This window comes from Kribbella sp. NPDC048915, from assembly GCF_040649595.1.
Lineage (GTDB): Bacteria > Actinomycetota > Actinomycetes > Propionibacteriales > Kribbellaceae > Kribbella.
Genome location: NZ_JBEZFT010000062.1, coordinates 15,426 through 42,031 on the forward strand (window position 1 = coordinate 15,426; position 26,606 = coordinate 42,031).

At 68.1% G+C, this 26,606-nt stretch carries 23 protein-coding genes; 11 read left to right on the plus strand and 12 right to left on the minus strand.

The genetic code is table 11. The features are described from left to right. Nucleotides 1–21: 21 nt before the first annotated feature. Nucleotides 22–909, minus strand: coding sequence for a LysR family transcriptional regulator (locus tag AB0B82_RS25890; protein ID WP_360173600.1), 888 nt, complete (start codon nucleotides 907–909; stop codon nucleotides 22–24). Between the two features lie 71 nt (nucleotides 910–980). Between AB0B82_RS25890 and AB0B82_RS25895 the strand changes: the two genes are divergently transcribed. Beyond that, nucleotides 981–2,192: an MFS transporter gene (locus AB0B82_RS25895; protein ID WP_360173603.1), complete on the plus strand. Its 1,212-nt coding sequence runs from the start codon at nucleotides 981–983 to the stop codon at nucleotides 2,190–2,192. A 4-nt stretch (nucleotides 2,193–2,196) separates the two neighbouring features. After that, entirely contained in the window at nucleotides 2,197–2,646 is a 450-nt protein-coding gene (locus AB0B82_RS25900; protein WP_360173606.1) for a YbaK/EbsC family protein, read from the plus strand. Here AB0B82_RS25900 and AB0B82_RS25905 read toward each other — a convergent pair. Both AB0B82_RS25905 and AB0B82_RS25910 read right to left on the minus strand, forming a co-directional pair. Then, nucleotides 2,643–3,545, minus strand: coding sequence for a helix-turn-helix domain-containing protein (locus AB0B82_RS25905; protein WP_360173609.1), 903 nt, complete (start codon nucleotides 3,543–3,545; stop codon nucleotides 2,643–2,645). The genes AB0B82_RS25900 and AB0B82_RS25905 overlap by 4 nt on opposite strands. Nucleotides 3,546–3,547: 2 nt before the next feature. Further along, nucleotides 3,548–5,230, minus strand: coding sequence for a glycoside hydrolase family 18 protein (locus AB0B82_RS25910; RefSeq protein WP_360173612.1), 1,683 nt, complete (start codon nucleotides 5,228–5,230; stop codon nucleotides 3,548–3,550). 436 nt (nucleotides 5,231–5,666) lie between these two features. Here AB0B82_RS25910 and AB0B82_RS25915 point away from each other — a divergent pair, with 436 nt between their 5' ends. After that, nucleotides 5,667–6,470 carry an HAD-IB family hydrolase gene (locus tag AB0B82_RS25915; protein WP_360173615.1) on the plus strand — a complete coding sequence of 268 codons (804 nt, stop codon included), beginning with the start codon at nucleotides 5,667–5,669 and terminating at the stop codon, nucleotides 6,468–6,470. 276 nt (nucleotides 6,471–6,746) lie between these two features. Here AB0B82_RS25915 and AB0B82_RS25920 read toward each other — a convergent pair whose 3' ends face one another. After that, nucleotides 6,747–7,529 carry a cell filamentation protein Fic gene (locus AB0B82_RS25920; RefSeq protein WP_360173618.1) on the minus strand — a complete coding sequence of 261 codons (783 nt, stop codon included), beginning with the start codon at nucleotides 7,527–7,529 and terminating at the stop codon, nucleotides 6,747–6,749. Nucleotides 7,530–7,553: 24 nt separating this feature from the next. On the opposite strand from AB0B82_RS25920, the gene AB0B82_RS25925 reads away from it, so the two are divergent. The 4 genes from AB0B82_RS25925 (at nucleotide 7,554) to AB0B82_RS25940 (ending at nucleotide 13,482) form a co-directional block, all read left to right on the plus strand. Beyond that, nucleotides 7,554–9,620: a CDP-glycerol glycerophosphotransferase family protein gene (locus AB0B82_RS25925; protein ID WP_360173621.1), complete on the plus strand. Its 2,067-nt coding sequence runs from the start codon at nucleotides 7,554–7,556 to the stop codon at nucleotides 9,618–9,620. Between the two features lie 118 nt (nucleotides 9,621–9,738). Then, nucleotides 9,739–11,421, plus strand: a complete 1,683-nt coding sequence (gene argS, locus AB0B82_RS25930) for an arginine--tRNA ligase (RefSeq protein ID WP_360173624.1) — start codon at nucleotides 9,739–9,741, stop codon at nucleotides 11,419–11,421. A gap of 16 nt (nucleotides 11,422–11,437) precedes the next feature. After that, nucleotides 11,438–12,466 carry an alpha/beta hydrolase-fold protein gene (locus AB0B82_RS25935; protein WP_360173627.1) on the plus strand — a complete coding sequence of 343 codons (1,029 nt, stop codon included), beginning with the start codon at nucleotides 11,438–11,440 and terminating at the stop codon, nucleotides 12,464–12,466. A 41-nt stretch (nucleotides 12,467–12,507) separates the two neighbouring features. Further along, nucleotides 12,508–13,482: a GNAT family N-acetyltransferase gene (locus AB0B82_RS25940; protein WP_360173630.1), complete on the plus strand. Its 975-nt coding sequence runs from the start codon at nucleotides 12,508–12,510 to the stop codon at nucleotides 13,480–13,482. Between the two features lie 20 nt (nucleotides 13,483–13,502). Here AB0B82_RS25940 and AB0B82_RS25945 read toward each other — a convergent pair whose 3' ends face one another. The 3 genes from AB0B82_RS25945 to AB0B82_RS25955 form a co-directional block, all read right to left on the minus strand. Further along, entirely contained in the window at nucleotides 13,503–13,769 is a 267-nt protein-coding gene (locus tag AB0B82_RS25945; RefSeq protein WP_360173633.1) for a hypothetical protein, read from the minus strand. 719 nt (nucleotides 13,770–14,488) lie between these two features. Further along, complete coding sequence (locus AB0B82_RS25950; RefSeq protein ID WP_360173636.1) at nucleotides 14,489–15,022, minus strand: dTDP-4-dehydrorhamnose 3,5-epimerase family protein; 534 nt, start codon at nucleotides 15,020–15,022, stop codon at nucleotides 14,489–14,491. Next, nucleotides 15,019–16,236 (minus strand): DUF2786 domain-containing protein, encoded by a 1,218-nt coding sequence (locus AB0B82_RS25955; protein ID WP_360173639.1) that lies wholly within the window; start codon nucleotides 16,234–16,236, stop codon nucleotides 15,019–15,021. The genes AB0B82_RS25950 and AB0B82_RS25955 overlap by 4 nt, the downstream gene beginning before the upstream one ends. A gap of 198 nt (nucleotides 16,237–16,434) precedes the next feature. Between AB0B82_RS25955 and AB0B82_RS25960 the strand changes: the two genes are divergently transcribed. Continuing rightward, complete coding sequence (locus AB0B82_RS25960; protein ID WP_360173642.1) at nucleotides 16,435–17,823, plus strand: FAD-binding oxidoreductase; 1,389 nt, start codon at nucleotides 16,435–16,437, stop codon at nucleotides 17,821–17,823. Here the strand turns inward: AB0B82_RS25960 and AB0B82_RS25965 are convergent. From AB0B82_RS25965 to AB0B82_RS25975, 3 genes are read right to left on the minus strand one after another with little or no spacing between them, the layout of a single operon-like run. After that, nucleotides 17,820–18,566: an SDR family NAD(P)-dependent oxidoreductase gene (locus AB0B82_RS25965; RefSeq protein WP_360173645.1), complete on the minus strand. Its 747-nt coding sequence runs from the start codon at nucleotides 18,564–18,566 to the stop codon at nucleotides 17,820–17,822. The two genes, AB0B82_RS25960 and AB0B82_RS25965, sit on opposite strands and share 4 nt — an antisense overlap. After that, nucleotides 18,559–19,800, minus strand: a complete 1,242-nt coding sequence (locus tag AB0B82_RS25970; RefSeq protein ID WP_360173648.1) for a class I adenylate-forming enzyme family protein — start codon at nucleotides 19,798–19,800, stop codon at nucleotides 18,559–18,561. Before AB0B82_RS25970 ends, AB0B82_RS25965 begins: the two co-directional genes overlap by 8 nt. Then, complete coding sequence (locus AB0B82_RS25975; RefSeq protein WP_360173651.1) at nucleotides 19,797–20,048, minus strand: acyl carrier protein; 252 nt, start codon at nucleotides 20,046–20,048, stop codon at nucleotides 19,797–19,799. The genes AB0B82_RS25970 and AB0B82_RS25975 overlap by 4 nt, the downstream gene beginning before the upstream one ends. A 241-nt stretch (nucleotides 20,049–20,289) precedes the next feature. Between AB0B82_RS25975 and AB0B82_RS25980 the strand changes: the two genes are divergently transcribed. Then, nucleotides 20,290–22,773 carry a hypothetical protein gene (locus AB0B82_RS25980; RefSeq protein WP_360173654.1) on the plus strand — a complete coding sequence of 828 codons (2,484 nt, stop codon included), beginning with the start codon at nucleotides 20,290–20,292 and terminating at the stop codon, nucleotides 22,771–22,773. Here the strand turns inward: AB0B82_RS25980 and AB0B82_RS25985 are convergent. Further along, nucleotides 22,760–24,334: a family 10 glycosylhydrolase gene (locus AB0B82_RS25985; protein ID WP_360173657.1), complete on the minus strand. Its 1,575-nt coding sequence runs from the start codon at nucleotides 24,332–24,334 to the stop codon at nucleotides 22,760–22,762. The genes AB0B82_RS25980 and AB0B82_RS25985 overlap by 14 nt on opposite strands. Nucleotides 24,335–24,494: 160 nt before the next feature. Between AB0B82_RS25985 and AB0B82_RS25990 the strand changes: the two genes are divergently transcribed. Continuing rightward, on the plus strand, nucleotides 24,495–25,004 hold the full coding sequence (locus tag AB0B82_RS25990) for a GNAT family N-acetyltransferase (RefSeq protein WP_360173660.1): 510 nt from the start codon (nucleotides 24,495–24,497) through the stop codon (nucleotides 25,002–25,004). Next, nucleotides 25,001–26,053, plus strand: coding sequence for a pseudaminic acid synthase (pseI, locus tag AB0B82_RS25995; protein ID WP_360173663.1), 1,053 nt, complete (start codon nucleotides 25,001–25,003; stop codon nucleotides 26,051–26,053). The genes AB0B82_RS25990 and pseI overlap by 4 nt, the downstream gene beginning before the upstream one ends. A gap of 344 nt (nucleotides 26,054–26,397) precedes the next feature. Here the strand turns inward: pseI and AB0B82_RS26000 are convergent. Beyond that, nucleotides 26,398–26,606 (minus strand): hypothetical protein (locus tag AB0B82_RS26000; RefSeq protein ID WP_360173666.1); only part of this gene is annotated, 209 nt, incomplete at its 5' end.

Sequence of the window (26,606 nt, forward strand, 5' to 3'; positions counted from 1 at the left end):
AACCCTGCGCAAGTCGGCCGTTCAGCTCGACGTCACCGGGCGTGACCGCACGAACGTCCGGAACCGCTCGGCCGCGGGCGTCAACGGCGTGCTCGATCGCCACGACATTCCGATCTCACGCCGCGCCCGGACGCCGGCCAACGGAACCGACACCGCACCGCTCTCGGTCCCGCGAACCGCACCCGCCGGGAGGATCGCCACACCGAGCCCGGCCCCGACCAGACTGTCGATCGTCGCCAGGTCGGTCGCCTCGAAGGCCAACTGCGGGGTGAACCCGGCCGCACGGCACAGCCGCTCGGTCACGCCCCGGAACCCGAACCCCGGCTGCAGCCCGACGAAGGCCTCGTCCCGCGCCGACTCCAACTCGACCCGATGCCGGGACGCCAGTGGGTGGCCGGGCGGGACGTGCAGGCAGAGCCGCTGCCGCTCGAGCAGGTGCCAGCCGTACCGCTCCGGGTCAGGCCGCGGCGAGACGATCGCAATCTCGGCCTCGCCCGTCTCCAGGTCCTGGACGATGTCGTGCGCAGGCTCCTGCCGCAACTGGAACTGGACCTGCGGCGCCACCGCCCGGAACGCCTTCAGCAGGTCAGGCATCAGGCTGGTCGCGACCGAATGCAGGAAGGCCAGCCGCACGGTCCCGGACTCGGGATCCAGCAGCGCGTCGATCCGGCGCCGCGTGGTGTCGACCGCCGCAGTACTTGCCCGCGCTGCCTCCAGGACGAGCCGCCCGTACGGATTCAGCCGTACGCCGCGACGCTCGCGCTCGAACAACGGCACTCCGAACGCCCGCTCGACCCGCTGCAGCGATCGGGACAGATTCGGCTGACTCGTGCCCAACGCGGCAGCCGCCTCGGTCAAGTGTTCGGTCGCCGCGAGGACGACGAACCAGCGCAGATCCTCGACATGCATGCCGAAATCGTATCGGTTCGCGTCGATATCCACATTTTACGTATCAGAACATTGGTGCGACCGTCGAAGGCATGCACCAGTCCGTCGCCCGCCACCCCGGTTACCTCCCCGGCGACCCGCAGTACCGCAAGCTGTCCGTCGCGCTGTTCGCGGCCGGACTGGCGACCTTCGCCCTGCTCTACAGCACGCAGCCGTTGCTGCCGGAGCTCGTGGACGCGTTCCAGGTCTCCCCCGACCAGAGCGCATTCAGCGTGTCGTTCGCGACCTTCGGCCTCGGACTGGCGCTGCTGGTCGCCGGTCCCGCGTCCGAGGTCCTCGGCCGGACCAACCTGATGCGCTGGTCGGTCGCGGCGACCTCGATCTTCGCACTGGCCAGTGCATTCGCGCCGACCTGGCATCTGCTGCTCGCACTGCGCGGTCTGCAGGGCATCGCGATGGCTGGGCTTCCGGCGGTCGCCATGGCGTATCTGCGGGAAGAGGTGCATCAGGACAGCCACGCCCGCGCCAGCGGCCTCTACATTGCCGGTACGGCGGTCGGCGGCATGGCGGGTCGCCTGATCGCGGGTGGCCTGTCCGACCTCGGCGGATGGCGCGTAGCCACCGGTGGGATCGCCGTGGTCGGCGTACTGTGCGCAGCCATCGTCTGGCTCCTGCTGCCGGCCTCACGCAACTTCCAACCGAACGCCGCCCGTCCACACGACTTGCTGCGAGTACTCAAGGACCCTGCGCTGCTAGCCCTGTACGGGATCGCCGCAACGGCAGTCGGCGCGTTCGTCGCGGTGTACAACGGCGCTGTCTTCCGCCTGTCCAGTACGCCGTACCACCTGAGCGCGGGCGCTGCGGGCCTGGTCTTCTGTGTCTACTTGCTCGGATCCGCCGGGTCGGCGACCGCGGGGACGCTGGCCGACCGTTACGGACGGCGGACCGTTGTTCCGATCGGCTGCCTGATCACACTGGCCGGCGTAGCGATCACGCTGGCCGCTCCGCTGCCGCTGATCGTGCTGGGGCTGGCTGTGATGACCGCGGGCTTCTTCGCGGTGCATGGCGTGGCCAGCGGATGGGTCCCGGCGCGGGCGCATGCGAGTGGGGTCGGAACCGGTCAGGCCTCGAGCATGTACCTGTTCGCGTTCTACCTGGGCTCCTCGGTCTTCGGCGGCCTCGCGGGTACGGCGTGGAGCCGCGCGGACTGGATCGGGGTCGCGGGCGAGGCCGGCGTACTGTTCCTCGTCACGCTGGTCCTCGCGGTGCTGCTCCGGAACGTTCCCAGCCGAGTGCGAAACTAGCCAGGTGACCAAGGCGACCGATGCAGCGGACCAGTTGGGGCTTACCTACGAGGTGACCAGGCACGGCCGGGTGAACTCGTTGGAGGAAGCCGCGGCGGCACGCGGGATCGAGCCGGCGCGGCTGATCAAGACGATCGTGGTCCGATTGTCCGACGACGACTACCGTTTCGTCCTGGTCCCGGGCGACCGTGAGATCGCCTGGCCGAAACTCCGCACCCTGCTCGGGGTGAACCGGATCTCGATGCCCGACAAGGACACCGCGTTCGCCGTGACCGGCTACGTCCGCGGGACGATCACACCGCTCGGCAGCACGCATGCCTGGCCGGTGATCGCGGACGAGCGGATCACCGGCACGATCTCGATCGGCGGCGGTGACCACGGCGTCGGCATCACCGTCGACGCCGGGGCACTCACCAAGGCTCTCAACGCCACGGTGGCGGACGTCACCGATTAGGCCAGTAGACCCTGCTGGCCCGCGCGCAGGCCGGCCTGGAACCGCGTGGTGGCGTCCAAGGCCTTCAGGATGCGTTGCATTCGCCGCTCGACCGTGCGCTGCGCAACTCCCAAGCGACGGGCGATGGCCTGATCCGTCAGCCCGGCAGCGGCCAGGCATAGCAGTTGCTGATCCTCGGGCGACAACGGTCCCGCACCGGACATCGACGGCGCGAGTGGACTCGCCTGCTGCCAGAGCAGTTCGAAGAGCCGGAGCAGTGCGTCCAGGAGCCGCGACGGGCCGAGCTCCACCACCACATCCGGAGCAGTCGGCAACAGCGCCGTACGGCGATCGACGACCACCAACTGCAGCGGTACGTCGCGCAGCATCCGGCTACCGCCCATCGAACGCGCAGCAGCGAGATCACCTGGTTGAGACAGCGAGGCCATGTCGTAAATCACTCGATACGCCACGTCTGACGCGTCCGCGACGTACGGCACCCGATCCAGGACGAGTACCTCCTCCTGCGCGCACTGCTGCGCCTGGTAGAACCGCTGCGCGATCGCCTCGGCACCACGGATCACCGTGAAGGCATCCGGCTGCCGAAACTCGGCGGTCAACGCCGCAGCTCCCAGCCGGGCCTCCACAATGGCGGCCTGCTTTCGCAGCGCGAGCAACTCGACCGCGGCCTCCGGTACGGCGGGCTGGTAGCGGGCCGGACGGCCTGGCGTTCGGGACGCCAGGCCGAGCGACAACAGCGACTTGAGGTGCCGGCCCACGCGGTTGGCCGGCCACTCGACGTACGACGCCAGGTCGGTGGCTGTGGACTCCGGGCGAGCCAGAAGGGCCCGGTAGAGCTGCTCGTCCTCCGAGCAGACACCGAGCGCCTCCAGCAACGGAGCCGGTCGATAGTCGTGCATGATCAGGGCAATGAGTGCACGTGGCCGCCGACCTGGGTCGCGAACTGGTTGCCGTTCGACGCGTCCCAGTTGGTCGACCAGGTCATCGCACCGCGCAGCGACGGCCAGGGCGTGCTCGGCTTGTAGTTGCCGCACCCGGTGCCCTTGGTCAGGCAGTCGAGCGCGTTGTTGACGACCGACGGCGACACGTACCCGCTCCCGGCCGCACTCGGTGACGCCGGCAGGCCCAGGCCGACCTGGTCCGGACGCAGGCCGTTCTGGAGCATGATGCAGGCCTGTGCGGTGATGAAGTCGACGGAGCCCTGCGAGTACACCTGCCCGTCGCAGCCGTTCATCGAGCCGGAGTTGTAGTACTGCACGTTGACGATCGTCAGGATGTCCTTGATCGCCAGCGCCAGCTTGAAGTACTCGAACGACGTGCTCTGCATGTCGATCGTCTGCGGCGCCATCGTGATGACGAGTCCGCTGCCGAACTGGCTGTGCAGGGTCTGCAGTGCCTGGCCCATGTACTGCGCGTTGACGCCGTTCTCGAGGTCGATGTCGATCCCGTCGAAGCCGTACTCGCGCAGTACGGACAGTGCGCTCGACGCGAAGTTCGCGGCCGCGGTCGGGTTCGCCACCGAGATGGTGCCGTTCTGTCCGCCGACGGACAGGATGACCTTCTTGCCGGCTGCCTGCTTCGCGGCGATGTCAGCCTTGAACTGCGCGACGGTGTATCCGCCCAGCCCGGCACTGTCCAAGGTGAACGTGATGCCGCCCGGCTTGGACGGGTCAGCGTCCGCGAAGGCGACCGCGATCAGGTCGTACGCCGCCGGTACGTCGGAGATCTTCTGCACCGTTGCGCCGTTGTTGAAGTTCTGCCAGTACCCGGTGAGCACGTGCGCGGGCAGGCTGCCCACGGGCGGGTTCGTGTCACCGCCGGACGTCGTACCGGACACGGCCGGACCGTAAGGCGAGCAGTTGCCGCTCGGGTCGCATGCCCGCACCTTGAACGAGTACGTCGTCTCCGCACTCAGGCCGGTCGCGGTCCACGTGGTCACGTTGCCGACGTTCTGCGCGGATCCGGCATCGCGTACGACGTCATAGTGGTCGATACCACTGTCGTCGGACGCGGCGGACCAACTCAGCGTCAACGAGTTCGAGGTCGGGCCACTGACGGACAGCCCGCCCGGCGTCGAAGGCGGCGTGGTGTCGGGCGCTCCACCCGGACCGTCGAGGACGACGTCGTCGACCTGGTACGCCGGGAGCGCGTACCAGCTGTGGACATAGATCGTCACCGAGGTCGCGGAGGACCCGGTGGTGAACGGCACGGTCAGCTGACTCCACCCGGAGCTGGTGGTCCACGTCGACGGACCACCGTCCACACCGAGGTAGACGTTCGAGCCTTTCACCCACGCGGACAGCGTGTACGCCGTATTGGGCCGGACCGGTATCGACTGCGAACAGCGGGCGATGTCACTGCCGCTCGGGGTCGCCTGGAGGGCGTACGAACCCGAGTGCGGGGCGGAGGACGTGACACTGCCGGCCGGGCACGACCAGCCGGAGAGCGTGCCGGACTCGAAGCCGGCGTTCGTGACGAGATTCGCGGCGGCCGACGCGGAGCCGGCGGGGACCAGGAAGGCCATGACCACAGCGAGCAGGCTGATGAGGACCGCTGCCTGGGGGCGGTGTGCAGGCGGTGTCATGCCTTACAACCTGTGACCGCGCAATTACATTGTCAAGACCCTGCATAAAGTGAGAACGCTCCCACACGCAGAAAAGCGAGAATCTTTACAGTTACCTGGCTGGACCGGCAGCGGGGAACCTGCCCCGGGAAAGGCGACGGCCCCCGGCGGGGGGGTGACCGGGGGCCGTCTTCGGCCACGGGCTCGGGGGGAGGAGCCGGGGGCCGTTCAGGAGGCGACAGTCTGCCACTGTCAGGGGGAATGTACCCCCCAAGATCGGGCTTCACACATTTCAGTTCGATTTCGACTGATGACGTGTCGCCCGAGCGCCGGTCGCACCCGATCGGGCGCTTCCAGCCAGTGTCACTGTCACACTGCCCACCAGTCTAACGGGATACCGGCCCACACAAAAGCCCGGGTCCCCCGGCGTTTCTTCACGGTGCCTATCCTCGACTGCATGGCGCACCCGGGGACGGCCCGATCGGCCGCATTCTTCGATCTGGACAAGACCATTCTGGCCCGCTCGAGCACGCTCGCGTTCTCGCGACCGTTCTACGCCGGCGGCCTGATCAACCGCCGGACGGTGCTCCGCAGTGCCTACGCCCAGTTCGTGTACCTGCTCGGCGGCGCGGACCACGACCAGATGGAGCGGATGCGCGAGTACATCTCGGCGATGTGCGCCGGCTGGGACGTCTCGACAGTGCAGGCGATCGTCGCCGAGACCCTCGACCACGTGGTCCGGCCGATGATCCACACCGAGGCCGTCGAGCTGATCGACCAGCACCACGCGGCCGGCCGGGACGTGGTGATCGTGTCCTCGTCCGGTGCCGAGGTGGTGGAACCGATCGGCGAGATGCTCGGCGCCGACAAAGTGATCGCCACCCGGATGGTCGTTGCCGACGGCAAGTACACCGGCGAGATCGCCGAATATGCTTATGGTCCGCACAAGGCGACCGCGATCCAGGCGCTGGCCGCGACGGAGGGCTACGACCTCGCCGCCAGCTACGCGTACTCGGATTCGATCACCGACGAGCCGCTGCTGGCCGCCGTCGGGCACCCGTTCGCGGTCAATCCCGACAAGGCGCTGCGCCGGGTCGCGGTCGAGCGCGGCTGGCCGATCCTGACCTTCGCCGAGCCCGGTGAACGCCCGGCGTTCCAAGGCGTACGGCGCCCCGCACTGACCGCCGGTGTGACTGCCGCGATCGTGGCCGGCATCCTGCTGCTGGCCTCGCGCCGCCGGTCCCGGACCCCCGAAAGCTGAAGCGGACTTCATTCTTCTCAACTCGATGAAGCAGGCCGTATCCCCTTCCCAGAAAGGGGTTTCAGGAGTACAAAGGAATCAAGTAAGGGCCTTTGGGCCCGGTAGAGATTGCACGGGAACTCAGGTACCCACGCGGCGACCAGCCCATCCCAAACGGGCAGCGCGACCCAGGCTCAGTCCTGTGGCGGCAAACCGGTGCACGCATGGTAACCAGGGTGACGTGCCGGCGAACGGCGTTCTCCTCAGGAGGGCGCCGTCCGCGCGTTCCGGGGCCGGTCAGGACGGGTCGGCGGCCAGCGGCGAGAGCTCGGCACCTTTTGTCACGACCTCACAGGATCGCAGCAACCAATCACGAACCCCGGTCAGCCCTCGCGCTGTGTAGTCGGTGAGCCCGGACGCATAGGTCGCCCGCAACACATAGTGACCGCCCTCAGGAACCGTGACCGCGACCGGGTCGATGCCGCGAGCAACCAGCAGGCAGCGTTCGGCGGCTCGGGCGACCAGACCGTTCGCGATCGGGAACGGGCGGAGGACGGCGAGCTCGGCGTGCACGATCGCCGCGACCACCAGACCGGGTGCCTTGGTTGGGCGGGTGAGGTTCTCGGCGAGCAGACTCAACCGCTCCCACATCTCGTCCGCACCGGGCGCCGGCGGCAGCCCCGGGATGTCGTCGGGCACCGGTTCCGCACTGGTCCGGAGATGGCCCAACTGGTCTTGCGGGGCCAGATCGGCCGCGGCCAACTGGTGCAGTCTGGTCCAGACCTGCACCGGCGCCTTGTCCAGCTGCGGCGCCAGCGTCATCAGCTCACCGGTGAGCCGGACCGCGCCGGAGGCCAGTCCGTCGGCAGCGCCCCGCCGTACCTCATCGGGCGTCGCCGTGCTGCCGGCCAGCGCGGCGGAGGCATGCGCACCGCGCAGCAGCGCCTCGGCCGTCATGTCCGAACCGACCCGGCGCAGACCGCGGTCCCGGAGCAGTACGTCGACCGCGTCGCGGGCCGCCCGCGCCGCCGAGCCGACCCCTTCCAGACCGCCCAGCGGCTCGAACACATCAGTAGTCATGGGTGCACCCTAGGATGACTAGGCATGGCGCTCGGCACCGTCCCCAGGTTCAGCATCGTGGTTCCCTGCCATGCCTCACGGGCCTGGTTGCGCCCCTGCCTGGACTCGGTGCTCGGCCAGTCGTTCACGGACTTCGAGGTGATCGGCGTCGACGACGCGGACCCGGAGGGCTCCGGGCGGATCCTGGACGAGTACGCCGCCGCCGACCCGCGGGTGCGGGTGGTGCACCTGGACGAGAACGTCGGCCTAGGTCTCGCGCGGAACGCGGGCCTGAAGCAGTGCTGCGGCGAGTACGTCCTGTTCCTGGACGCCGACGACATCTACCTGCCGGGGTCCCTCGAGGCGATCGGGGCGCGGATCGACTCCGCGACGACGCACCGCGGCCGACCGGACATCGTGATGTTCGACTACGAGCGGATCTTCTGGGACGGCCGGGTGCTCGGCAGTCAGCGCCACGACGCGTTCGCGCGGGAGGGCGCCGGCGTCTTCACGGCGGCCGAGCGGCCGATCTTCCTGACCTTCCTCGAGCTCGTGTGGAACAAGGCGTACCGGCGCGAGTTCCTCACCCGGCACGGCTTCGCATTCACGTCCGGCTTCTACGAGGACGCGCCCTGGACGTACTCGACGATGCTCACCGCCGAGCGGATCGCCACACTGGACCGGGTCGTCGTGCATTACCGGCAGCACCGCACCGGCGGCAACATCCACGCCACCAGCGGCCGCCGCCAGTGGGACATCTTCGACCAGTACGACCGCGTGCACGCGTTCATCCAGTCCGATCCGGAGCTGGCCGGCTGGCGCCGGTTCGCGTTCGACCGGTCGCTCGACCACATCCTGGCCGTACTGGCCAAGCCCGAGCGGATCGATCCCGACGACCGGGCCGAGTTCTTCCACGCCGCGCACGCGTTCGCCAAACGCTGGAAGCCCGACGGCTACAGCACCGACCGGACGGCCCGCGGGTTCAAGCGCTGGCTGCTGATCCACGACGACTACGCCACCTACTCGACGCTCAAGCTGAGCGCCCGGATGCTGCAGGTGCCGCGGCCGCGGAAGACCGTCGGCAAACTGCTGCGTCGCGGCAAGCTCGACCCCAAGCTCGTGCTGTACGCCGCCGGCGACTTCACGCAGTACGGCGGCAACCCGCGCGCGATCTTCGAGAAGGCGGCCGAACTCGCACCGGAGCTCCGCGGCGTCTGGGTGGTCGACGACGCGGGCGTCATCCCCGAGGGCGTCGAGCACGTGATCACGCACTCCGCGGCGTACGAGAAGCTGCTCGCCAAGGCGACGTACTTCGTCAGCGACGCCAACTGGCCGACGGACCTCGACAAGCGCGAGGGACAGCTCCACCTGCAGACGCACGACGGTACGCCGCTGCGCACGGTGACGCTGCCGGACAACAAGGAGGAGTACCTGCACCAGGTCGACCGTTGGGACTTCGACCTGTCCTCGAACCGGTACTCCTCGGAGATCTGGGAGCGTACCTTCCCGTCGTACTTCGAGGTGCTCGAGTACGGCTATCCGCGCAACGACTGCCTGCTCACCGCGACCCTCGACGAGGTCCGCGGCATCCGTGCCCGGCTGGGGTACGACGACTCGCACCTGGTCGTGCTGTACGCGCCGACGTCCGACGACTGGTTCGACGCAGCCGAATTGGCTGCAGCGATCGGCGACCACGCCCGCGTCCTCACCACCGATCGCCAGGAGCGTCGCGAGGACCTGATGCTGGCGGCGGACGTCCTGGTTGCGGGCTACTCGTCGATCGCCTTCGACTACGCGAACCTCGACCGGCCGATCGTGCTCCTGGCCGAAGGCCACGCCGACACGTATTTCGACATCGCCGAGTTTCCGCCCGGGGTCGTGGCGCGGTCCGCCGACGAACTGCTCGCCGCGCTCCGCAACGGTGCGTTCGCAGCGCCCGAGGCGGCGAAACACCGGCAGCTGTTCCGGGAGCGGTTCTGCGAGTTCGACGACGGTCACGCGGCCGAACGCGTCGTACGGCGGGTGTTCCTGGGCGAGACCGACGTACCCGCAATCACCCCATTGGCGGACCGCTCGCCCCCACCGTCGGCGTACTTCGTGCATAATGGCTGACATGTCGATCAGCCTGAACCTTGTCCACGCCGAGCGCGTGCGGTTCAGCCTGCGACGACGACGCACTGTCTGAACACCCCAGCCTGTTCCAGTCGCGTCTGTCTGAAGGACCTTTGTCATGTCCGCAGTTCTGCCTGTCCTGTCCGCACGGCTGTCCGCTGCCGCCGGGGCTGCCTTTGGCGGCACCTACGATCCTGAGTTGCGTACAGCAACCAAACCGGAGTTCGGCCACCTCCAGAGCAATCTGGCGTTGCGGATCGGCAACGCCCGTGGCGAATCGCCGCGGGCTGTCGCCGCGCGCCTGGTCGCCGAGCTGCAGGTGGAGGACCTGTGCGAGCGGCCGGAGATCGCCGGGCCGGGGTTCATCAATCTGACGCTGCTTCCGGCGACGCTGGTGAGGGCCGTCAACGAGCCGCAGACGTTCGGTCGCAATGGTCGGCGGGTCGTCGTCGACTACTCGCAGCCGAATGTTGCCAAGCAAATGCACGTCGGCCATCTGCGGTCGACCGTCATCGGCGACGCGTTGTGCAACGTACTCTCCTTCGTCGGGTACGACGTCGTACGGCAGAACCATGTCGGCGACTGGGGAACGCAGTACGGCATGATGATCGAGCAGCTGCTGGACGAAGGTCTCGACGCACTGTCCCTTGATTTGCAGGGATTGCAGCACCTGTACGAACGCAGCCGGAAGCATTTCGACAGCGATAACGCCTTCGCCGACAGGTCGCGGCTGCGGGTCGTCGCACTGCAGTCCGGTGATCCGGAGACGCGGACGATTTGGCGGCACATGGTCGACGTCTCGCTGGCCGACTTCGATCGGGTGTACGCGCTGCTCGGATCGGCGTTGACCAGGGCGGACGTCGTCGGCGAGAGCGCGTACAACGACGATCTGCCGCGCGTCGTCGCCGATCTGGAGGCTTCGGGCCTGTTGACCGAGTCCGAGGGCGCGATGTGCGCCTTTCTGCCCGGGTTCCTCGGGCGCGACGGCGAACCGCTGCCGGTGATCGTGCGCAAGTCCGACGGCGGATTCGGCTACAGCGCAACGGATCTGGCCGCGGTCCGGCATCGAGTCAGCACGTTGCACGCCGACCGGATCGTGTACGTCGTCGACCACCGGCAGGCGCTGCACTTCGATATGATCTTCACGCTCGCACGGACCGCCGGATGGCTGCCGGCGGAGGTGCCGGCTGAGCATGTGCCCTTCGGAACCGTACTCGGCCCGGATGGAAAGCCCTTCAAAACAAGGGCTGGTGGCACGGTGAAGCTGGTCGACCTACTCGAGAGCGCGGTCGCTCGAGCCGACGCGTTGCTCGACGGGCGGGATGGAGTGGATCGGGCTGCGACCGCACGGGCTGTCGGGATCGGTGCGGTGAAGTACGCCGACCTGTCGAGCGACCGGGGCAACGACTACGTGTTCGATCTGGGGCGGATGGTCGCGATGACCGGGAACACCGGGCCGTATCTCCAGTACGCGCACGCTCGGCTGACGCGGTTGCTCTCCAAGGCGGGTACGTCGGGTGAGCTCACCGAGTTGAAGGACCCGGCCGAGCAGCGGCTGGCTCTGCTGCTCACCGGGTTCGCGACGACCGTGGAGCAGGTTGCTGAGACCCTTCAGCCGCATCGGCTGTGCACCTATCTGTACGAGGTCGCTTCGGCGCTGTCGGTGTTCTACGAGCAGTGTCCGGTGCTGGGCAGCGACGGCGCGACCAGAGCAAGTCGGATCGCCCTCTGCGCGGCGACCCGGCAGGTGTTGCAGGATGGACTCGGTCTGCTGGGGATAGAGGCCCCTGACGCGATGTGATTTTGGGGAGGATCGAATGCTGCCGTGGTCGGCCGAGTTCAAGGGTCGTCTGGACCAGACGACGTACACGAGTGAGTTGCTCCGCGGGAATCCGCTCGGCGACCCGCACGAGCGCCCGGTGCTCGTCTACCTCCCACCGGGATACGACGACTCCGACGAGCGGTACCCGTCGATCTACGTGACGATGGGGTACACCGGCCACGTCGGCATGTGGTTCAACCGGGTGCCGTTCCGGCAGCCGTACCCCGAGCTGCTGGACGCGATGTTCGCCGACGAGAGCGTGCCGCGGGCGGTTGTCGTCTTTGTCGACTCCTGGACGCGGTACGGCGGAAGCCAGTGCCTCGACTCCCCCGGCACCGGGCAGTACCAGTCGTACCTGTGCGACGAGATCGTGCCGTGGGTCGATGCGACGTACCGCACGATCCCCGACCGCGACCACCGGGCGATCACCGGCAAGTCGAGCGGCGGGTACACCGCGATGGTGACGCCGATGATGCGGCCGGACGTGTTCGGTGCGCTCGCGACGCATGCCGGCGACGCGCTCTTCGACGTCTGCTACCGGCCGGAGTTCCCCGTGCGCGCGCGGACGCTGCGGGACAAGTACGAGGGCTCTTACGAGAAGTACTTCGAGGACCTCGCCGGCAAGACCGGTCGGACCACCAACGAGGACTTGCACCTGCTCGAGATCTACGGTTACGCATCGGCGTACTCCGCGGAACCCGACGGGACGGTACTGCTGCCGTTCGACGAGCTGGGCGCGATCGTGCCGGACATCTGGTCGCGTTGGCTCGCCCACGATCCGATCGAGATGGCGAAGGTTCCGCAGCACGTTGAGACGCTGCGTTCGTTGCGGGCGGCGTGGATCGACGCGGGGCTCCAGGACGAGTACTACCTGGACTTCGGGGCGCAGGCGTTCGATCGCGCGGTACGGGCTGCCGGGCTGGCCGACGAACGGATCCATTTCGAATTGTTCGAGGGGACGCACGGCGGGATCGAGTGGCGGTACCCGATGGCGGTGCGTTGGCTGGCTGAGCAGCTGGCGTAATTCAGGTGCCGTCGCGGGTGCGGACGTCGTACGGTCGAGGGATGAACTGGCCGGAGGGGATTCACACGCGCCCCATCGACAAGGGCGACGTCGAGGCGTGGGCGGTGCTGATGGCCGCCAAGGAGCAGGCCGACCACGACGGCGAGAATTACAGCGCCGAGGATCTCATCGAGGAGCTGGAGCATCCCGGTCTCGACCTGGTCCACGACAGCATCGGGCTGTGGGCCGGCGACCGGATGATCGGGTACGGCATCGCGCACGTCGCGACGTCCGTGGTCGACATCGACCGGGTCCGGACCGAGGGCACCATCGACCCGGCGTGGCGGCGACGCGGTCTCGGAGCGCTGCTGATGCAGTGGCTGATTCGGCGCGCCGGTGAGCTGCACGCCGCGAACCATCCGGAGACGCGCGGTCTGGTCGGCGCCGGGACCGGTAGCAACAACGTCGGTGCGGCCACGCTGCTGGAGAAGCTCGGATTCAAGGCGGAGCGGTACTTCTTCGACATGCGCCGTCCGCTCGACCAGCCGGTGCCGAACTCGCCGATTAGCGACGGTCTGCGGATGACGTCGTACGACCCGGCGTACGAAGAGGCGCTGCGGCTCGCGCACTTCGAGGCGTTCTCCGACCACTGGGGCTGGACACCGCCGACCCCGGAGCAGTGGCGGGCAGGGTCCGTCGGATCGCGAGCCTTCCGGGCGCAGCAGAGCTTCCTCGTGCTCGACGGCGAGACGGTCGCGGCGTACGTGAACGGTTACGAGTGGGAGGCCGACACCGAGGCGACCGGGGTTCGCGAGCTGTACATCGGCCAGGTCGGCACTCGCCGCGCGTACCGCGGCCGCGGTCTGGCGCGCGCCACCATCGCCAAGGTCCTCACCGAGGCCGCCACCGCGGGCTACGACCGCGCCGGCCTCGGCGTAGACGCCGAAAACCCCACCGGCGCCCTGGGCCTCTACGAAAACCTAGGCTTCACCACGCACAACAAGTTCACCAGCTACGCCCTGCCGATCACGTCGTAGCGAGGTGCTTGCCGAGGGCCTCAGGCTGGTTCAGTGGAGTCGGCCGGTTCGTGCGTCGGCGGCACCGCGTGGCGTGCGTTCGTCGTCCGCAGGGCCACCAGCGCGGCGGCGGCGACGAACAGACTGCCGGTGATCAGGGCCCGCCCGCAACCGTCGGTGGATGCGGCCACCAACCGCTTGCCGGCGGCGAGCGAATCGGCTGTGGCGCGAGTGGCGAAGCCGGACATGATCGCCAGGCCGAGGGCCGCGCCGACGTTCTGTGCGGAACTCAGCACGGCGGCGGCCAAACCGGCGGGTGTTGCTGGCGGTGAACACCGAACACACCTTGTTACCAGCCGGCCGGCGTACCACAGTCCGCCGGTGGCAATGGCTACCGATTTCACCGGTGCCCCTCGATCGTTCGCTGTCTCAGGTCAGCACCCAAGACGGATCGAGTGGCAGAAATGTCAGCACGAGTCTGACGCATTCGGTGCGCAGATCGTCATCCAGGTATCACGCATTCACTTCCGGGAGTATTGGCAGGCGACGGCGCACTTCGTTGTGAACGGATCGGGAATGTCTAGCGACTACCGTCGGGGAAGGAGCTTCGCGCGGCGACATGGTTGGGACTTCTGAACTGTTCCACTGGGCACAGGCGCACGCTGGTGCAGGCGCGGTCACACAGTTCATCCTGCTTGGCCTGGTCTGTGCCTTGACGTGGTTCGATCCGTTGGTTCGCCGCGATCGCATGACCGCCGGCATCGCTATCAGTGGATGGATACTGATGGCGATCGTTGGCGGCTGGCGCTCTGCCTTCGTCGAGAATCCGAGCGGCGTCGTCGCATGGGGTGTCGTTGGGCTCTACTCACTCGTCATGCCGCCCGCCAGCTGGCCTCGACGGCCCTCAACGTCGCGGTTGGAGGGGCGCGCATCTTCAGGCACGCCAACAAGGCCCGCCATCTGCGAGTGACTAAGATTCGAGGCGTCGGGCCACCGGGACAACTGCACGCGAGCACGTGCTGGATGGCTACCGCGCTCTGGGCGGCTGCAGGTCGTCTCGGAGTTGTGCGAGTGACGGGCTCGAGGTGTCTCGCTCCACGGGTTTGAGGTCCTCGGCCGGCCAAGGGATCGCCAGGTCTGGGTCCAGGGGGTTGACGGCTACTCGGGCCGGTGACCAGGGCTCGTTGACCAGGTAGTTGCAGGTGGTGTGGGGGGTGGGGGTGCAGAAGGAGTTGCCTACATCACGGGGGACGAAGAGGGCGTCCGACGGGCCCAGTTCGAAGGTTTCTACCTGGCCGAACGTCTCGTTGTCGCGGAGGTCGACGATCGCGGCGAAAACCCTGCCGGACGAGGGCGACAGGTACTTGTCCCACGGTTCGGCGTGGATGCCACGGAGGACTCCGGGCTCCTCGAAGTACGCGACGTTGTGTTGTACGACGTCCATCCCGAGGTCGGCCAGTTTCCCGCGGTGGAAGTTCTCCTTGAACCAGCCGTCGTCATGCGGCTGCACCTGCAGCTCGATCCGCAGTACACCCGGGATCGAGGTTTCGGCGACGTTCATCGCCGTACCTGGCGGCGGGCGTCGAGTTGGGCCTGGTCGGCGGCGATCAGGCCGGCGTCCCATCCGGCGCCGTTGGTGATGCGGGTGCGCCGGGTCTTCGTGTTCGGGAACAGCTGGGTGAACAGCGCGTCCACCTGCTCCTCCCGCTTCGTCAGCACCGGCAACAGTCGACCGGCGTCCGCTTCGGGTACGGCGGCTTCCGCCGCGGCCGAGACCAGCTCCAGCCGTTCGCCGATGCGTTGCGCGTAGGCCATCAGGAACGACTGCCGGAAGGACCGCGTCCGCGACTCCCCACGACGGCCCACATGCTTGCCTGCAGCAATCATCGCACGGTTGGCCTGGACCAGCAGCGAGGTGCTGAGGATCTCGGTGAGCTGCAGATCCAGCTCGGCACCGACGATCGTCACAACGGCGAGGTCCTCGATCACGACAGTACGGCACCGATTCGCCGAAGCCACCGCACCCACGAGCTGCGCCTTCGCGGAGACGTACGGCGTATCCACCCAGATCCGGCGCGCGGACGAATCGTCCGGCACCTCAACCTCCACCGAAGCCGAGGCCGTCAACAGTGTGCTGTCCAAGGAGAATTTGGCCATCAACTCCTGCGCCTTCCCGGACAGCGCCTCCGCCTCATCCGGGAACTCGGTCGCCTCCGCCTTTGCGAGCAGCGCACGAATCCGCGCCAGCATCTTCTGATTCGCCGGTACGGCGGGGCGCGCGTGGCCGACCGGCGAACCGGGCAGGGGAAGGAGGCGCGCCATCACCGGCAACGTCTGCAGGAAGCCGGCAACCGACAGCGCATGACGCAGCGCCAGATAGCGACCGACCCGCGCGCCGACGGCCCAGCTGGTCAACCGCAGCTCACCGAACGGCTGCGGCACACCGAGATCGACAAGCTGCTCGACCCAGCGAGGATCAAGAGCAGTCGCTGAGTACTGCTGGTGCTCCGCCGAGATCGCAGCCAGCAACAGCGGCTCGACGGCCGCATCCAACTGGCGCCGACCGTGCTGCACCACGTCCGCGGGCGCCCATCCGCGCTCCCAGGCACCACGCACCAGCGCATTCAGAAATCCTTGCAGGCAACGATCGACCTGTCCTTGGTCGCGCTCGTCGTACCCACCCAGCCGAGCCAACTGCAGGTCCGCTCGATCATCGCCGACAGCAACAGCAGCGGCCGCGATCGGCAGCAGCCGCAGAATTTCCTGATCACTCACACGCCCGAGTCTGACAGCCGCGCAGTGTCACCCCAAACGCCATCGACGTCACCTGTGGACAACTCACCGGCACGACGCGATCCCCGCCTGTGCACGAACCTGGACAAAGCAGGCGATTCCGCCGGCGGCCCGTTGCTTCCCGCCACGGTCGGGACGATGCTGCCGGGAGGGGAGGGAATCAAAGGGGGAGGCTTTGTCATGACGCAACTTGCCGGCAGCGGAACCAGCGATCTGCGCGCCGCGATGCAAGGACCGGTGATCGGTCCGGACGACCCGGGGTACGACGAGACACGACGACTCTGGAACGCCGAACACGACCGGCGGCCCGCGGTGATCGTCCGGCCGCAGTCGGCGACCGATGTCCAAACCGCGGTTCGGTACGCGGTGGCCGAAGGACTGGAGATCGCCGTGCGGGGCGGCGCTCACAACACGGCCGGGCTGTCGTCGGTGGACGACGGCATGATGATCGACCTGAGCCTGCTCAACCAGGTGTCGGTGGATCCCACGACCAGGCGCGCGAAGGCGGGCGGCGGTGCACTGCTCGGTGATCTCGACGCCGCGACGCAGCAGCACGGTCTCGCCGTACCGGCCGGTGTGGTCAGCCACACGGGCGTCGGCGGACTCACACTAGGCGGCGGCATGGGACTGTTGACCCGCAAGCACGGGCTCAGCATCGACAACCTGGAGTCGGTGCGGGTCGTCACTGCGGACGGCAACCTCCGCCGCGCTGCCGCGGGCGAGAACCCGGACCTGTTCTGGGCGGTCCGCGGCGGTGGCGGCAACTTCGGGGTGGTCACCGAGTTCGAGTTCCGATTGCACGAGGCCGGACCGATCGTGCACTACGGGATGTCGTTCTGGCCTGCCGATCAAGGCGCCGAGTTCTTCCGGATGACGCGCGAACTGATTCCCGCGTTGCCGCGCGAAGTCAACGTGCTGATCGGCTGCCTGAACGCACCGCCGGCGCCGTTCGTACCGCAGGAACACCAGTTCAAGGCCGGGTACGCGCTGATCACGGTCGGCTTCGGCGCGCCAGCGCAGCACGCTGACGCGATGGAGCAGTACCGCTCCGCGCTGCCACCTCTGTTCGACTTCACCACACCGATGCCGTACGTCGCCGTACAACAGCTGCTCGACGAACCGAACGCCTGGGGCATGTGCCATTACGAGAAGGGGTTGTACCTCGAAACACTGTCCGACGAGGCGATCGCCGTGATCACCGACCACTTCCCGCAGAAGACGTCAGCACAGTCGGTCGCGCTGTTCTACCACCTCGACCACGGCTATCTGGAGACGCCCGACGACGCGACCGCGTTCAGCGGGCGGCGCACCGAGCGGTACGCGATGTTCCTCATCGCGACCACGCCGACTGTCGAAGCACTGGAACCTGAGCGGGCGTGGGTGCGGTCGTTCTGGGACGCGCTGCAACCGCACGCGGCCGGCATCGGCAGCTACGTGAACGGAATGACCGAGCCGGACGAGGCGCGCCTCCAGGCGGCGTACGGCGACAAGTACGACCGACTGCTGCAGACCAAATGCACCTACGACCCGACGAACGTGTTCCGGCGCAACCAGAACATCAAGCCTTAGATCGACGCCGCGCCGTCGATGACCAGGACCTGGCCGTTGATGTTGGTGTTCTCCAGCAACAGCATGCGGACGACCGGGAGGACGTCGGACGGTTCGGTGAGGGCGCCGGTGGGGGTGCGGCGGACGATCTGGTCGAGTTGGGTCTGACCGAGGACCGCGGACATCTCCGACGCGAAGAAGCCCGGCGCGATCGCGTTGGCGAGGACGCGGCCGCCGAGTTCGCGAGCCAGCGACCGGGTGGCTGCGTCCATGCCACCCTTGGTCGCCGAGTACGCCACGAGGCCCGGGTACCCGCGCTGGGCACAGATCGAGGTGATGTTGACGATCCGGCCCTTCAGGCCCTTCGCGAGCATCCGCCGCAGGACGAACCGGGTCAGGACCAGCGGCGCGGTCAGGTTCGTCTGAATGATCTCGGCTACCCGGTCGGCCGAGGTGTGGACGTGCAGCGAGTCCTGACCGATGGCCGCGTTGTTGACCAGGGCATCGATCGGCCCGAGCGTGTTCTCGACGTCCTTGACGAACGCCTGTCCGGCGGCCGTGTCGTTGATGTCGACGGAGCCGTAGTGCAGCTGGTCAGGGTACTTCTCGCCGAGCGCGGTCAGCTCGGGCGTGACGGTCCGCGCGAACGCACCGACCTTGACGCCTTGGGCGAGCAGGTCCTCGACGATCGCCAGGCCGAGGCCGCGCGAGCCGCCCGACACCAGCACCACGGAAGCCGGCGGGACAACACTGATGTCAGACATCGCTCTTCAGGGTTTCCTTCTGCGGGATCTCGTCGAGGAATTTGATGCGCCGCGGTACGCCGTAGTCCGGCAGGCGGGTCGAGCACCATTGCACCAGGTCCGTGTCGGTGATCGGACCGAGCAACCGGTTCGGCACCACCTCGGCCGCGACCATCCGGCCGACCAGCGGCGCCTTGCGCGCGAACACGCGCGCCCAGGACACGCCCGGGTGACCCATCAGCACGTTACGGACCACGCCGGCCGACACCTTGGACCCGCCGACGTTGATCTCGTCGCTGTCCAGGCGGCCGGTGATCAGCACCCGGTCGCCGTCGAACTCGACCCGGTCGCCGGTGTGCACCGCGCCGACGAGGCCGGCGCCGTGATGCGGCGAGCGGATGACGAGCTCGTTGCCGTCGACGCTGATGACCGGGCGGTCCGGGTGCGGCTCGCGGTCCAACCAGTCCTTCGGGAAGCCCGCCTTGCCGTCGTGCACCACGATCGAGGCGCCGACCTCGGAGGAGGCGTAGATCCACGAGATCCGCGCCTGCGGGAAGATCTCCCGGAGCTGGTCGAGGATCGCCTGGTCGACCGGTTCGCCGCCGAGCGTGATCTGCTCGAGCGGTACGCGGCCGAGTGCGTCGGCGTCGCGGTAGATGGCTTGCCGCCAGAACGTCGGCGTACCGGACGCGGCGGTGACGCCGTGCTCGGCGGCGATCGCCGGCCACTCCTCGAGCTCGTGCGGCTCGATCACCACGAGACCCTGGTCGGCCTGGGTGAGCGAGAGCGTGACGACCTGCCACCAGGCGTAGGTCCCGGGTGAGTACGGCAGTAGCCAGGTCCGCGGCGGCTGGTCAGAGGTGACCGTGGTCAGCGTCTCCAGCGTATGCCCGATGCGCTTCGGGCGGCCGGTGGATCCGGAGGTGAGCAGCCAGGCGCGGCCGGACTCCTCGACGCGCTTCAGCTTCGCCGGCGTGACTTCCCCATCGGGCAGCACGATCGCGAAACCGGACTCGCCGAGCTCCTCGCGCATCCGCTCGTCGACCCGCGACTCGGAGGCGACCAGCAGCTCGGTGCCGTGGACCGCGTGGTGGCGCAGCGCGGCGAGTGCGTCGGCTCCGTTGTCCACCAGGACCGCCGCGGGCGACGGGATCTGGGGCAGCTTGTGCAGCGTTCGCCAGGTCAGGCGCTTGCCCGCGACGACGACGGTGTTGTCGTCGCCGATCAGGGCGGTGGTGCGGCGCCGCGTGCTCACGCCGACTGCAGTTGCTCGATGAAGTCCAGTACGTCGCCGACCGTGGTGATCCGGCGCAGCCCAGGGGCATCGAAGTTCAACTCGTCACCGATCTCGTCCTCCACCCGGATGGCCAACTCGGAGAAATCCAGTGATCGGAACCCGATCTCCCGCAAATCTGCCGTGTCATCGGCCGGCAAGGTCCGGCCTTGGGCCGTCATCACCTCACCCATCAATTCCCTGACGCGACCGCGATCCACCGAACTCATAGTCCCGAAGCCTAACGCCGGACCTCCACCACTCACCAACCGTCCCGGCGGCTGACTGGTCACACTCGCCTGCGGCAGCGGATCGGGACGGGGCCGGGGTTACTGAGTGGTGGGCGTCCGTCAATCGTTTGCACCTCCGTACGACGCAACACCGAAGATTACTGAGTGTAAGCGGGAATGCGCGGATGGTAAACGGTTCACCGGTCACGGACCGGACTGCTCCGGACCATAGACTTCCCCGATGATCAGAGCGGCCCGACGGGCCAGACGGACCGCGGCGTGGGCGAGCCTGCCGGTGCTGCCCCTGGCGTGGTTCGTGGCGCTCCAGGAGCACCCGCTGTGGATGCCGGCCGCGTACCTCGGCTATCTGCTGATCGTGGTGGTCGTCCCCGGCACGATGTTCTGGCGCCGGCTGACCGGCGGCACCGGGTGGTTCTCCGCGGACATCGCTCTGGGAACCGCGTTCGGGCTCGCCGTCGAAGCCCTGCTCTACCCGCTCGGGATGCTGTTCAGCATGCCGTTCGCGGCGCTCCTGATGCCCGCGCTGGCGTTCGGGATGTGGCGTGCGTTGCCGAGGCGCCGACTGTCCGAGCAGCCGACGCCGTGGTGGTCGGCGGCCGCGACGATGGTGGTGGTCGGCGTGGCAGCCGCGTGGTTCGTGCGCGTCGGCTCGCAATTGATACCGCTCAACGGCTCGCAAGCGCTGCGGACCAACTCGGACGCCCCGCACAACCTGGCCGTGGCCGGTGAGATCACGCACCATTTCCCGCCGCGCGTCCCGTACGCCGACGGCGGATGGCTCACGAGCCACTGGGCGGCGTACGACCACATCGCGTCGGCGCACTGGATCACCAGCATCCCGCTCGACGTCCTCACCCACCGGATGGTGCCGTTCGCGTGGATCCTGCTCACCGTGCTGGGTGCAGCAGCAGTCGGCATGCTGCTGTCCGGACGTGCGGTCGCCGGCCCGATCGCGGCCGGGCTCGTGGTGGCCGGCGGGGATCTGGTCGCCTGGCCGTGGGCGGTGTCGGACCGGGTGTTCGCGGACGGGCCGTTCTCGCTGGGCGAACTGACGAACCCGCCGCAAGCGTTCTCGACCGTGCTGTTGCTACCGCTGATCGCGGTCACGACGCTGCTGCTTCGCCGTCGGCCGGGAACCACCCGCGGTCAGCTGGTCCGGCTGTTCGTCGCGGCCGGCATCCTGATCGCCGCACTGGCGCTCACCAAGGCGACCGCGCTGCCCGTCTACGCGACTGGTCTGGCGGTTGCCTGGATCTACCTCACCGTCCGTGCCGGTCGGCTCAATCTGCGCGCGTTGGTGATCGGCGTCGGCGTCGCGGCGGCGTACTCGCTGACGTTCTTCGTCGTACTGCGGGGCGCGGCGTCGAGCGTGCGCTTCGACCCGGGCGCGACGTTCGAGAGCCTCGCGGAGCGGATGGGCGGCAGCTCCGCGGTCGCTGTCGTCGCGGTGATCATGGTCGTCGGGTGGATGCTGCCGCTGGCCGGTGCGTTGCTGATCAAGCGGCCGGTCCGCCGGTGTCCGATGATCGTCTTCCTGGTAGGCGGCTTCGTGGGCGCGGTGCTGGGCGCCTCGCTACTGGTTGATCATGGGTACTCCCAACTGTACTTCGTCCGCACCGGTTTCGTGTTCGCGGCCCTGCTGGCAGCCTGGGGGCTCGCCTCGTTGGAACGCCGGCAGTTCTGGATCGCCGGTGTCGCGCTCGCGATCGGCGTCGCGGCGATCTACTGGGGCCGCGAGCGGTCGCCGCGGTCATGCACGACCGCCGAGTGCTTCGGTCAGGGATTCGCGGTCGCCCTGGTCATCGCGGCCCTCGGGATCGGCGTCTTCGGCCTCATCCTGCGCGGGTCCCGCCGGACCTGGGCGGTGATCACGGTCGCGGTTCTGGTCGGTATGACGGTATCGCCGACGGTGGCGTCCGTACGGCGGTTCGCCCAGCCACCGATGACGTCGTACGACTCGATCGCACCGGGCGGGATCGAAGCGGCGCAGTTCATCCGGCGGAACTCAGGGTCCAACGACCGGATCGCCACGAACCTGCACTGTCACCAGGCGCGGGCCTCGCACTGCGGCGCGGGCTCGTACTGGATCGCCGGGTACGCCGAGCGGCGCGTGCTCGTCGAGGGATGGTCGTACCGGGCGCGCGTCGACGACTCGTATCCGGCGTACGTCCAGGGACCGTACTGGGACACCGAGCAACTCGAGCTGAACGACGAGGTGTTCAGCAATCCGAGCCGTCAGGTGATCGAGACCCTGCGAACGAAGTACGGCGTGCAGTGGCTGCTGCTCGACGAGCGGGTCAGCGCCGCGCCGGAGAACCTGGACAAGCTGACCGAACTGCGGTTTCAGCTGGGCACGGTTCGGGTCTACCAGGTGTATCCGCCGCCGCCCGACAACCCGTTCCCGCCGCGCACGCCGACCCCGACCGGCTCTCCGAGCTTCCCGACCACGAGCCCATCCCAAAGTCCGTCACCAGGCCTGTCGCAGAGCATCCCGCCGACGGTTCCGACGGTTCCGACGGTCCCGCCGCAGACGGTCCCGACGCAGCCGCCGGGCTCCACCTTCGGTGTGCAGTCGCCCGGTCAGTCCCAGCCGACCCAGCCGGACCCGACCGGCCCGACCCCGACCGGCACGCTCACGTCGACCCCGGTCCCGGCGCAGTTCAGCACTCCGCCGGGACCTACGGGCTCTTTCAGCGGACGGTGACGGCCGGGATCGCGACGCTCTGGTTGGCCAGCCGGTCGAGCGCGGTCACCGAGTAGATGTACGCCGTACCGGGTGTCGCCGTGGTGTCGACGTACGACTGGCTCGCGCCGGTCGACCGCACCGTGGCGATCAGGTTTCGCGCGTCGTTGTCGGGGCAGTGGTCGCCGCCACGCAGCTCACGCCGGTAGATCGCGTACGACGCGGTGTCCTTCGACGTCCTGGACCACCGCAGCTGGACGCCGTCGTCGGTCCGCGTCGCGCGGACGGCATGCACCGGAAGCGGCGGCCGGGAGTCCAGCGACGGCATCGCGGGGATCAGCGCCGGCCGCGTGTACCAGGTGTTGTTCAGCAGCGTGGTCGCACCGAGCCGGTCCGCGCGGACGTCCTTCGCAGAGAAGTAGATGTTGCCCTTGACCTCGGGAATCGTGCTGGTGAACGCCAGGTGGTCACTCAGCTCGGCCGGGTCCGACCAGTCCGGCGACTGCGTCGACGTACCGACCTTGTAGGTCGCCTCGCCGATGTAGAGATGGACGTGCGTACCGCGGACCTGGTCGGCCCACCACGGGACAAGCTTGTTGTAGTCCGCCGGCGCGAACCCGCCCGCCCAGTAGACCTGCGGGACGATGTAGTCGATCCACTCCTGGCGGACCCACTTGCGGGTGTCCGCGTACAGGTCGTCGTACGTCTGCGCGCCGGCGGTGGTGTCCGAACCTTCGGGGTCGGTGCCCTTGTTGCGCCAGACCGCGAACGGCGAGATACCGAACTTCACCCACGGCTTGGCCGCGTGGATCTTCTGGTTCAGCTCCTGGATCAGCAGGTCGATGTTGTTCCGGCGCCAGTCGGCGATGTTCGCGAACCCGCCGCCGTACTCCGCGTACGCCGCGGCGTCGTCGAAGGTCTGACCCGCGACCGGGTACGGGTAGAAGTAGTCGTCGAAGTGCACGCCGTCGATGTCGTAGTTCGAGACCGCGTCCATGATCGCGTCCTCGACAAGCTTGCGGGCGGCCGGGATGCCCGGGTTGTAGTAGAGCTTCCCGCCGTACGAGACGACCCAGTCCGGATGCTGACGCGCCGGGTGCGTCGGGATCAGCGTGTTGATGTCGGTGCCCATCGACAACCGGTACGGGTTGAACCACGCGTGCAGTTCGAGGTTGCGCTTGTGCGCCTCCGCGACCGCAAACGCCAGCGGGTCGTAGCCGGGGTCACCGCCCTGCTGGCCGGTCAGGTACTGCGACCAGGGCTCCACCTTGGACGGCCAGAAGGCGTCCGCGGTCGGCCTGACCTGCAGGATCACGGCGTTGTGGCGCTGCCGGACAGCGTCGTCGAGCCAGCCGATCAGCTCGGCCTGCTGCTGCGCGGCGCTGAGGCCGGTCTTCGAGGGCCAGTCGATGTTCACCACCGACGCGACCCAACTCGCCCGGAACTGCCGCAGCGGGGTCGCGGAGTCCGGCGCGCACGTCGCCCGGCCGTCCGTCTCCGCAGCTGAGGCCGTCGCTGTCATCCCACCCAGCAACAATCCCGCCGTCACGCCCAGAACACCCATCGCTCGCCAGACTCTCATGTCACTCTCCGACTACAGTTCCGGTGAAGTGGAAAGATGTTTACACAGAAGCGGCTTTGCGGGAAGGCGCCAGGGCAGGTCTGATAGAGCCAACGCCGTAGCGAGCAGGTGCTCGGTGTTGGCAGGCGCTGCGCTACCACGCATGCCCTAGGTTAGGAGCATGCTGCGCGCCGCGACCGACACCGATCTCGACACCATCCGACGACTGCGGAACCAGCAGGCCAATCGGGACGTGAGCATCACCGCGCACGAGATCAGCGCGGACGAGCACGCGGCCTGGTGGGCGAAGACGTCGGTCGATCCCTCCCGGCGGGTACTGATCTACACCCGCGACGGCGAGACGGCCGGTGTCGTCAACTTCTTCGACCTCGACGGCAGCACGGGCTCCTGGGGGTTCTTCCTGGACGCCGACGGGCTCGCGGAGCGGGGTGAGACACTTCCGGCGTGGATCGAGATCATGCGTGAGGCCACGGCGTACGCGTTCGACGAACTCGGCCTCGAGGTGCTCACCGGTGAGGTGCTCGCACACAACACGGTGGTCCGGCAGATGAACCGGCGGTTCCGGTTCACCGAGGGTGAGCCGCAGCAGCGGTACGCCGACGGACGTGAGATCACCGTGATACCGATCAGCCTGCGCAAACAGGACCGTAGAACCCAGAGGAAACGATGAGTAGCACCATCGAGATCGGCGGCGTTCCCGTCGGTCCGGACCACCAGCCGTTCGTCATCGCGGAGATGTCGGGCAACCACAACGGCGATCTGGAGCGCGCGCTGGACATCGTCCGCGCCGTGGCCGAGACCGGTGCGCAGGCACTCAAGCTGCAGACGTACACGGCCGACACGATGACGCTCGACCTCGACCTGCCGGCGTTCCGCCTGCCCGCGGAGCACGAACTGTGGAGCGAGGCGCGACTTTACGATCTGTACGAGGAAGCGCACACACCGTGGGCGTGGCACGAACCGATCTTCGAGCTGGCGCAGTCGCTCGGGATGGTCGCGTTCTCGTCCGCGTTCGACAGCACCGCGATCGACTTCCTCGAGAAGCTCGACGTCCCGGCGTACAAGGTCGCGTCGAACGAGATCGGCGACCTGCCACTGGTCCGCGGCATGGCCGAGACCGGCAAGCCGATCATCATCTCCACCGGATCGGCGACTCTCACCGACATCGACGCCGCCGTCCGCGCCGCGCGCTCGACCGGTAACGAGCAGATCATCGTGCTGTCCTGCACGGCCAGCTACCCGGCACCGCCCGAGCAGTCGAACCTGCGCGGTATCCCGGTCCTCCGCGACGCCCTCGGCGTCCAGATCGGTCTGTCCGACCACACCATGGGCATCGGCGCCGCCGTGGCCGCGGTCGCGCTCGGTGCGACCGTGATCGAGAAGCACGTCACGCTGAAGCGCGTCGACGGCGGTGTGGACTCGGCCTTCTCGCTGGAGCCCTGGGAGCTGGAGCTGCTGGTCGAGAGCACCCGCGTGGCGCAGCTGTCGCTCGGCGAGCCGGTGATCGGCCCGAAGCAGGCCGAGCAGAACGTCCTGCGCTTCCGCCGGTCGCTGTACGTCACCCAGGACGTCCGCGCCGGCGACGTGATCACGTTCGAGAACGTCCGCTCGATCCGCCCGGCCGGCGGCCTCGCCCCGGACATGTTCACCCAGGTCGAAGGCCGGCCGTTCCGCACCGACGCGAAGGCAGGCACCCCCCTCACCTGGGACCTGCTCTAACCGGCAGCTCACCAGGTCAGAGCGACGCACGCCGTACGCCGTCGTCCGGTACTGCTCGAGGTGTGGTGGATCGGCGGTCTCGTTAAGCCGACGCGGGTGGCGCGCCCGCTCCGCGTCGGCGCCCCCACCCGGGACCGTGCACACCCACCCGGGACCGTGCACCCCATCCCGGGACCGTGCACACCCACCCGCGACCGTGCACCCCATCCCGGGACCGTGAACAAGTAATAACCAGTCCACACCCACCACAACCTGTTCAAGCCCCCGACTTCAGCCCGCATCACGACCGGCGCAGGCCAACCACAGCCAACCCCATACGAACGGATAACCCCAACGCCGTTCGGTTAGCCGTCTGGTGTGGTGGGCAATGGGTTGATCGTGATGTGGATGGTGGTGGGGTGGGTGCGCCGGTCGGTGTGGGGGGTTTTGGCGCGGTGTTTGGAGATGGCGCGTTTGACGGCGCGGGTGTGGGTTCGGGGGCGGCGGGTGGGTAGGACGGCGTCGAGGATTGTGGTGCCGATGCGGCCGATCAGGTCGATGTGGGTGCTTGCGG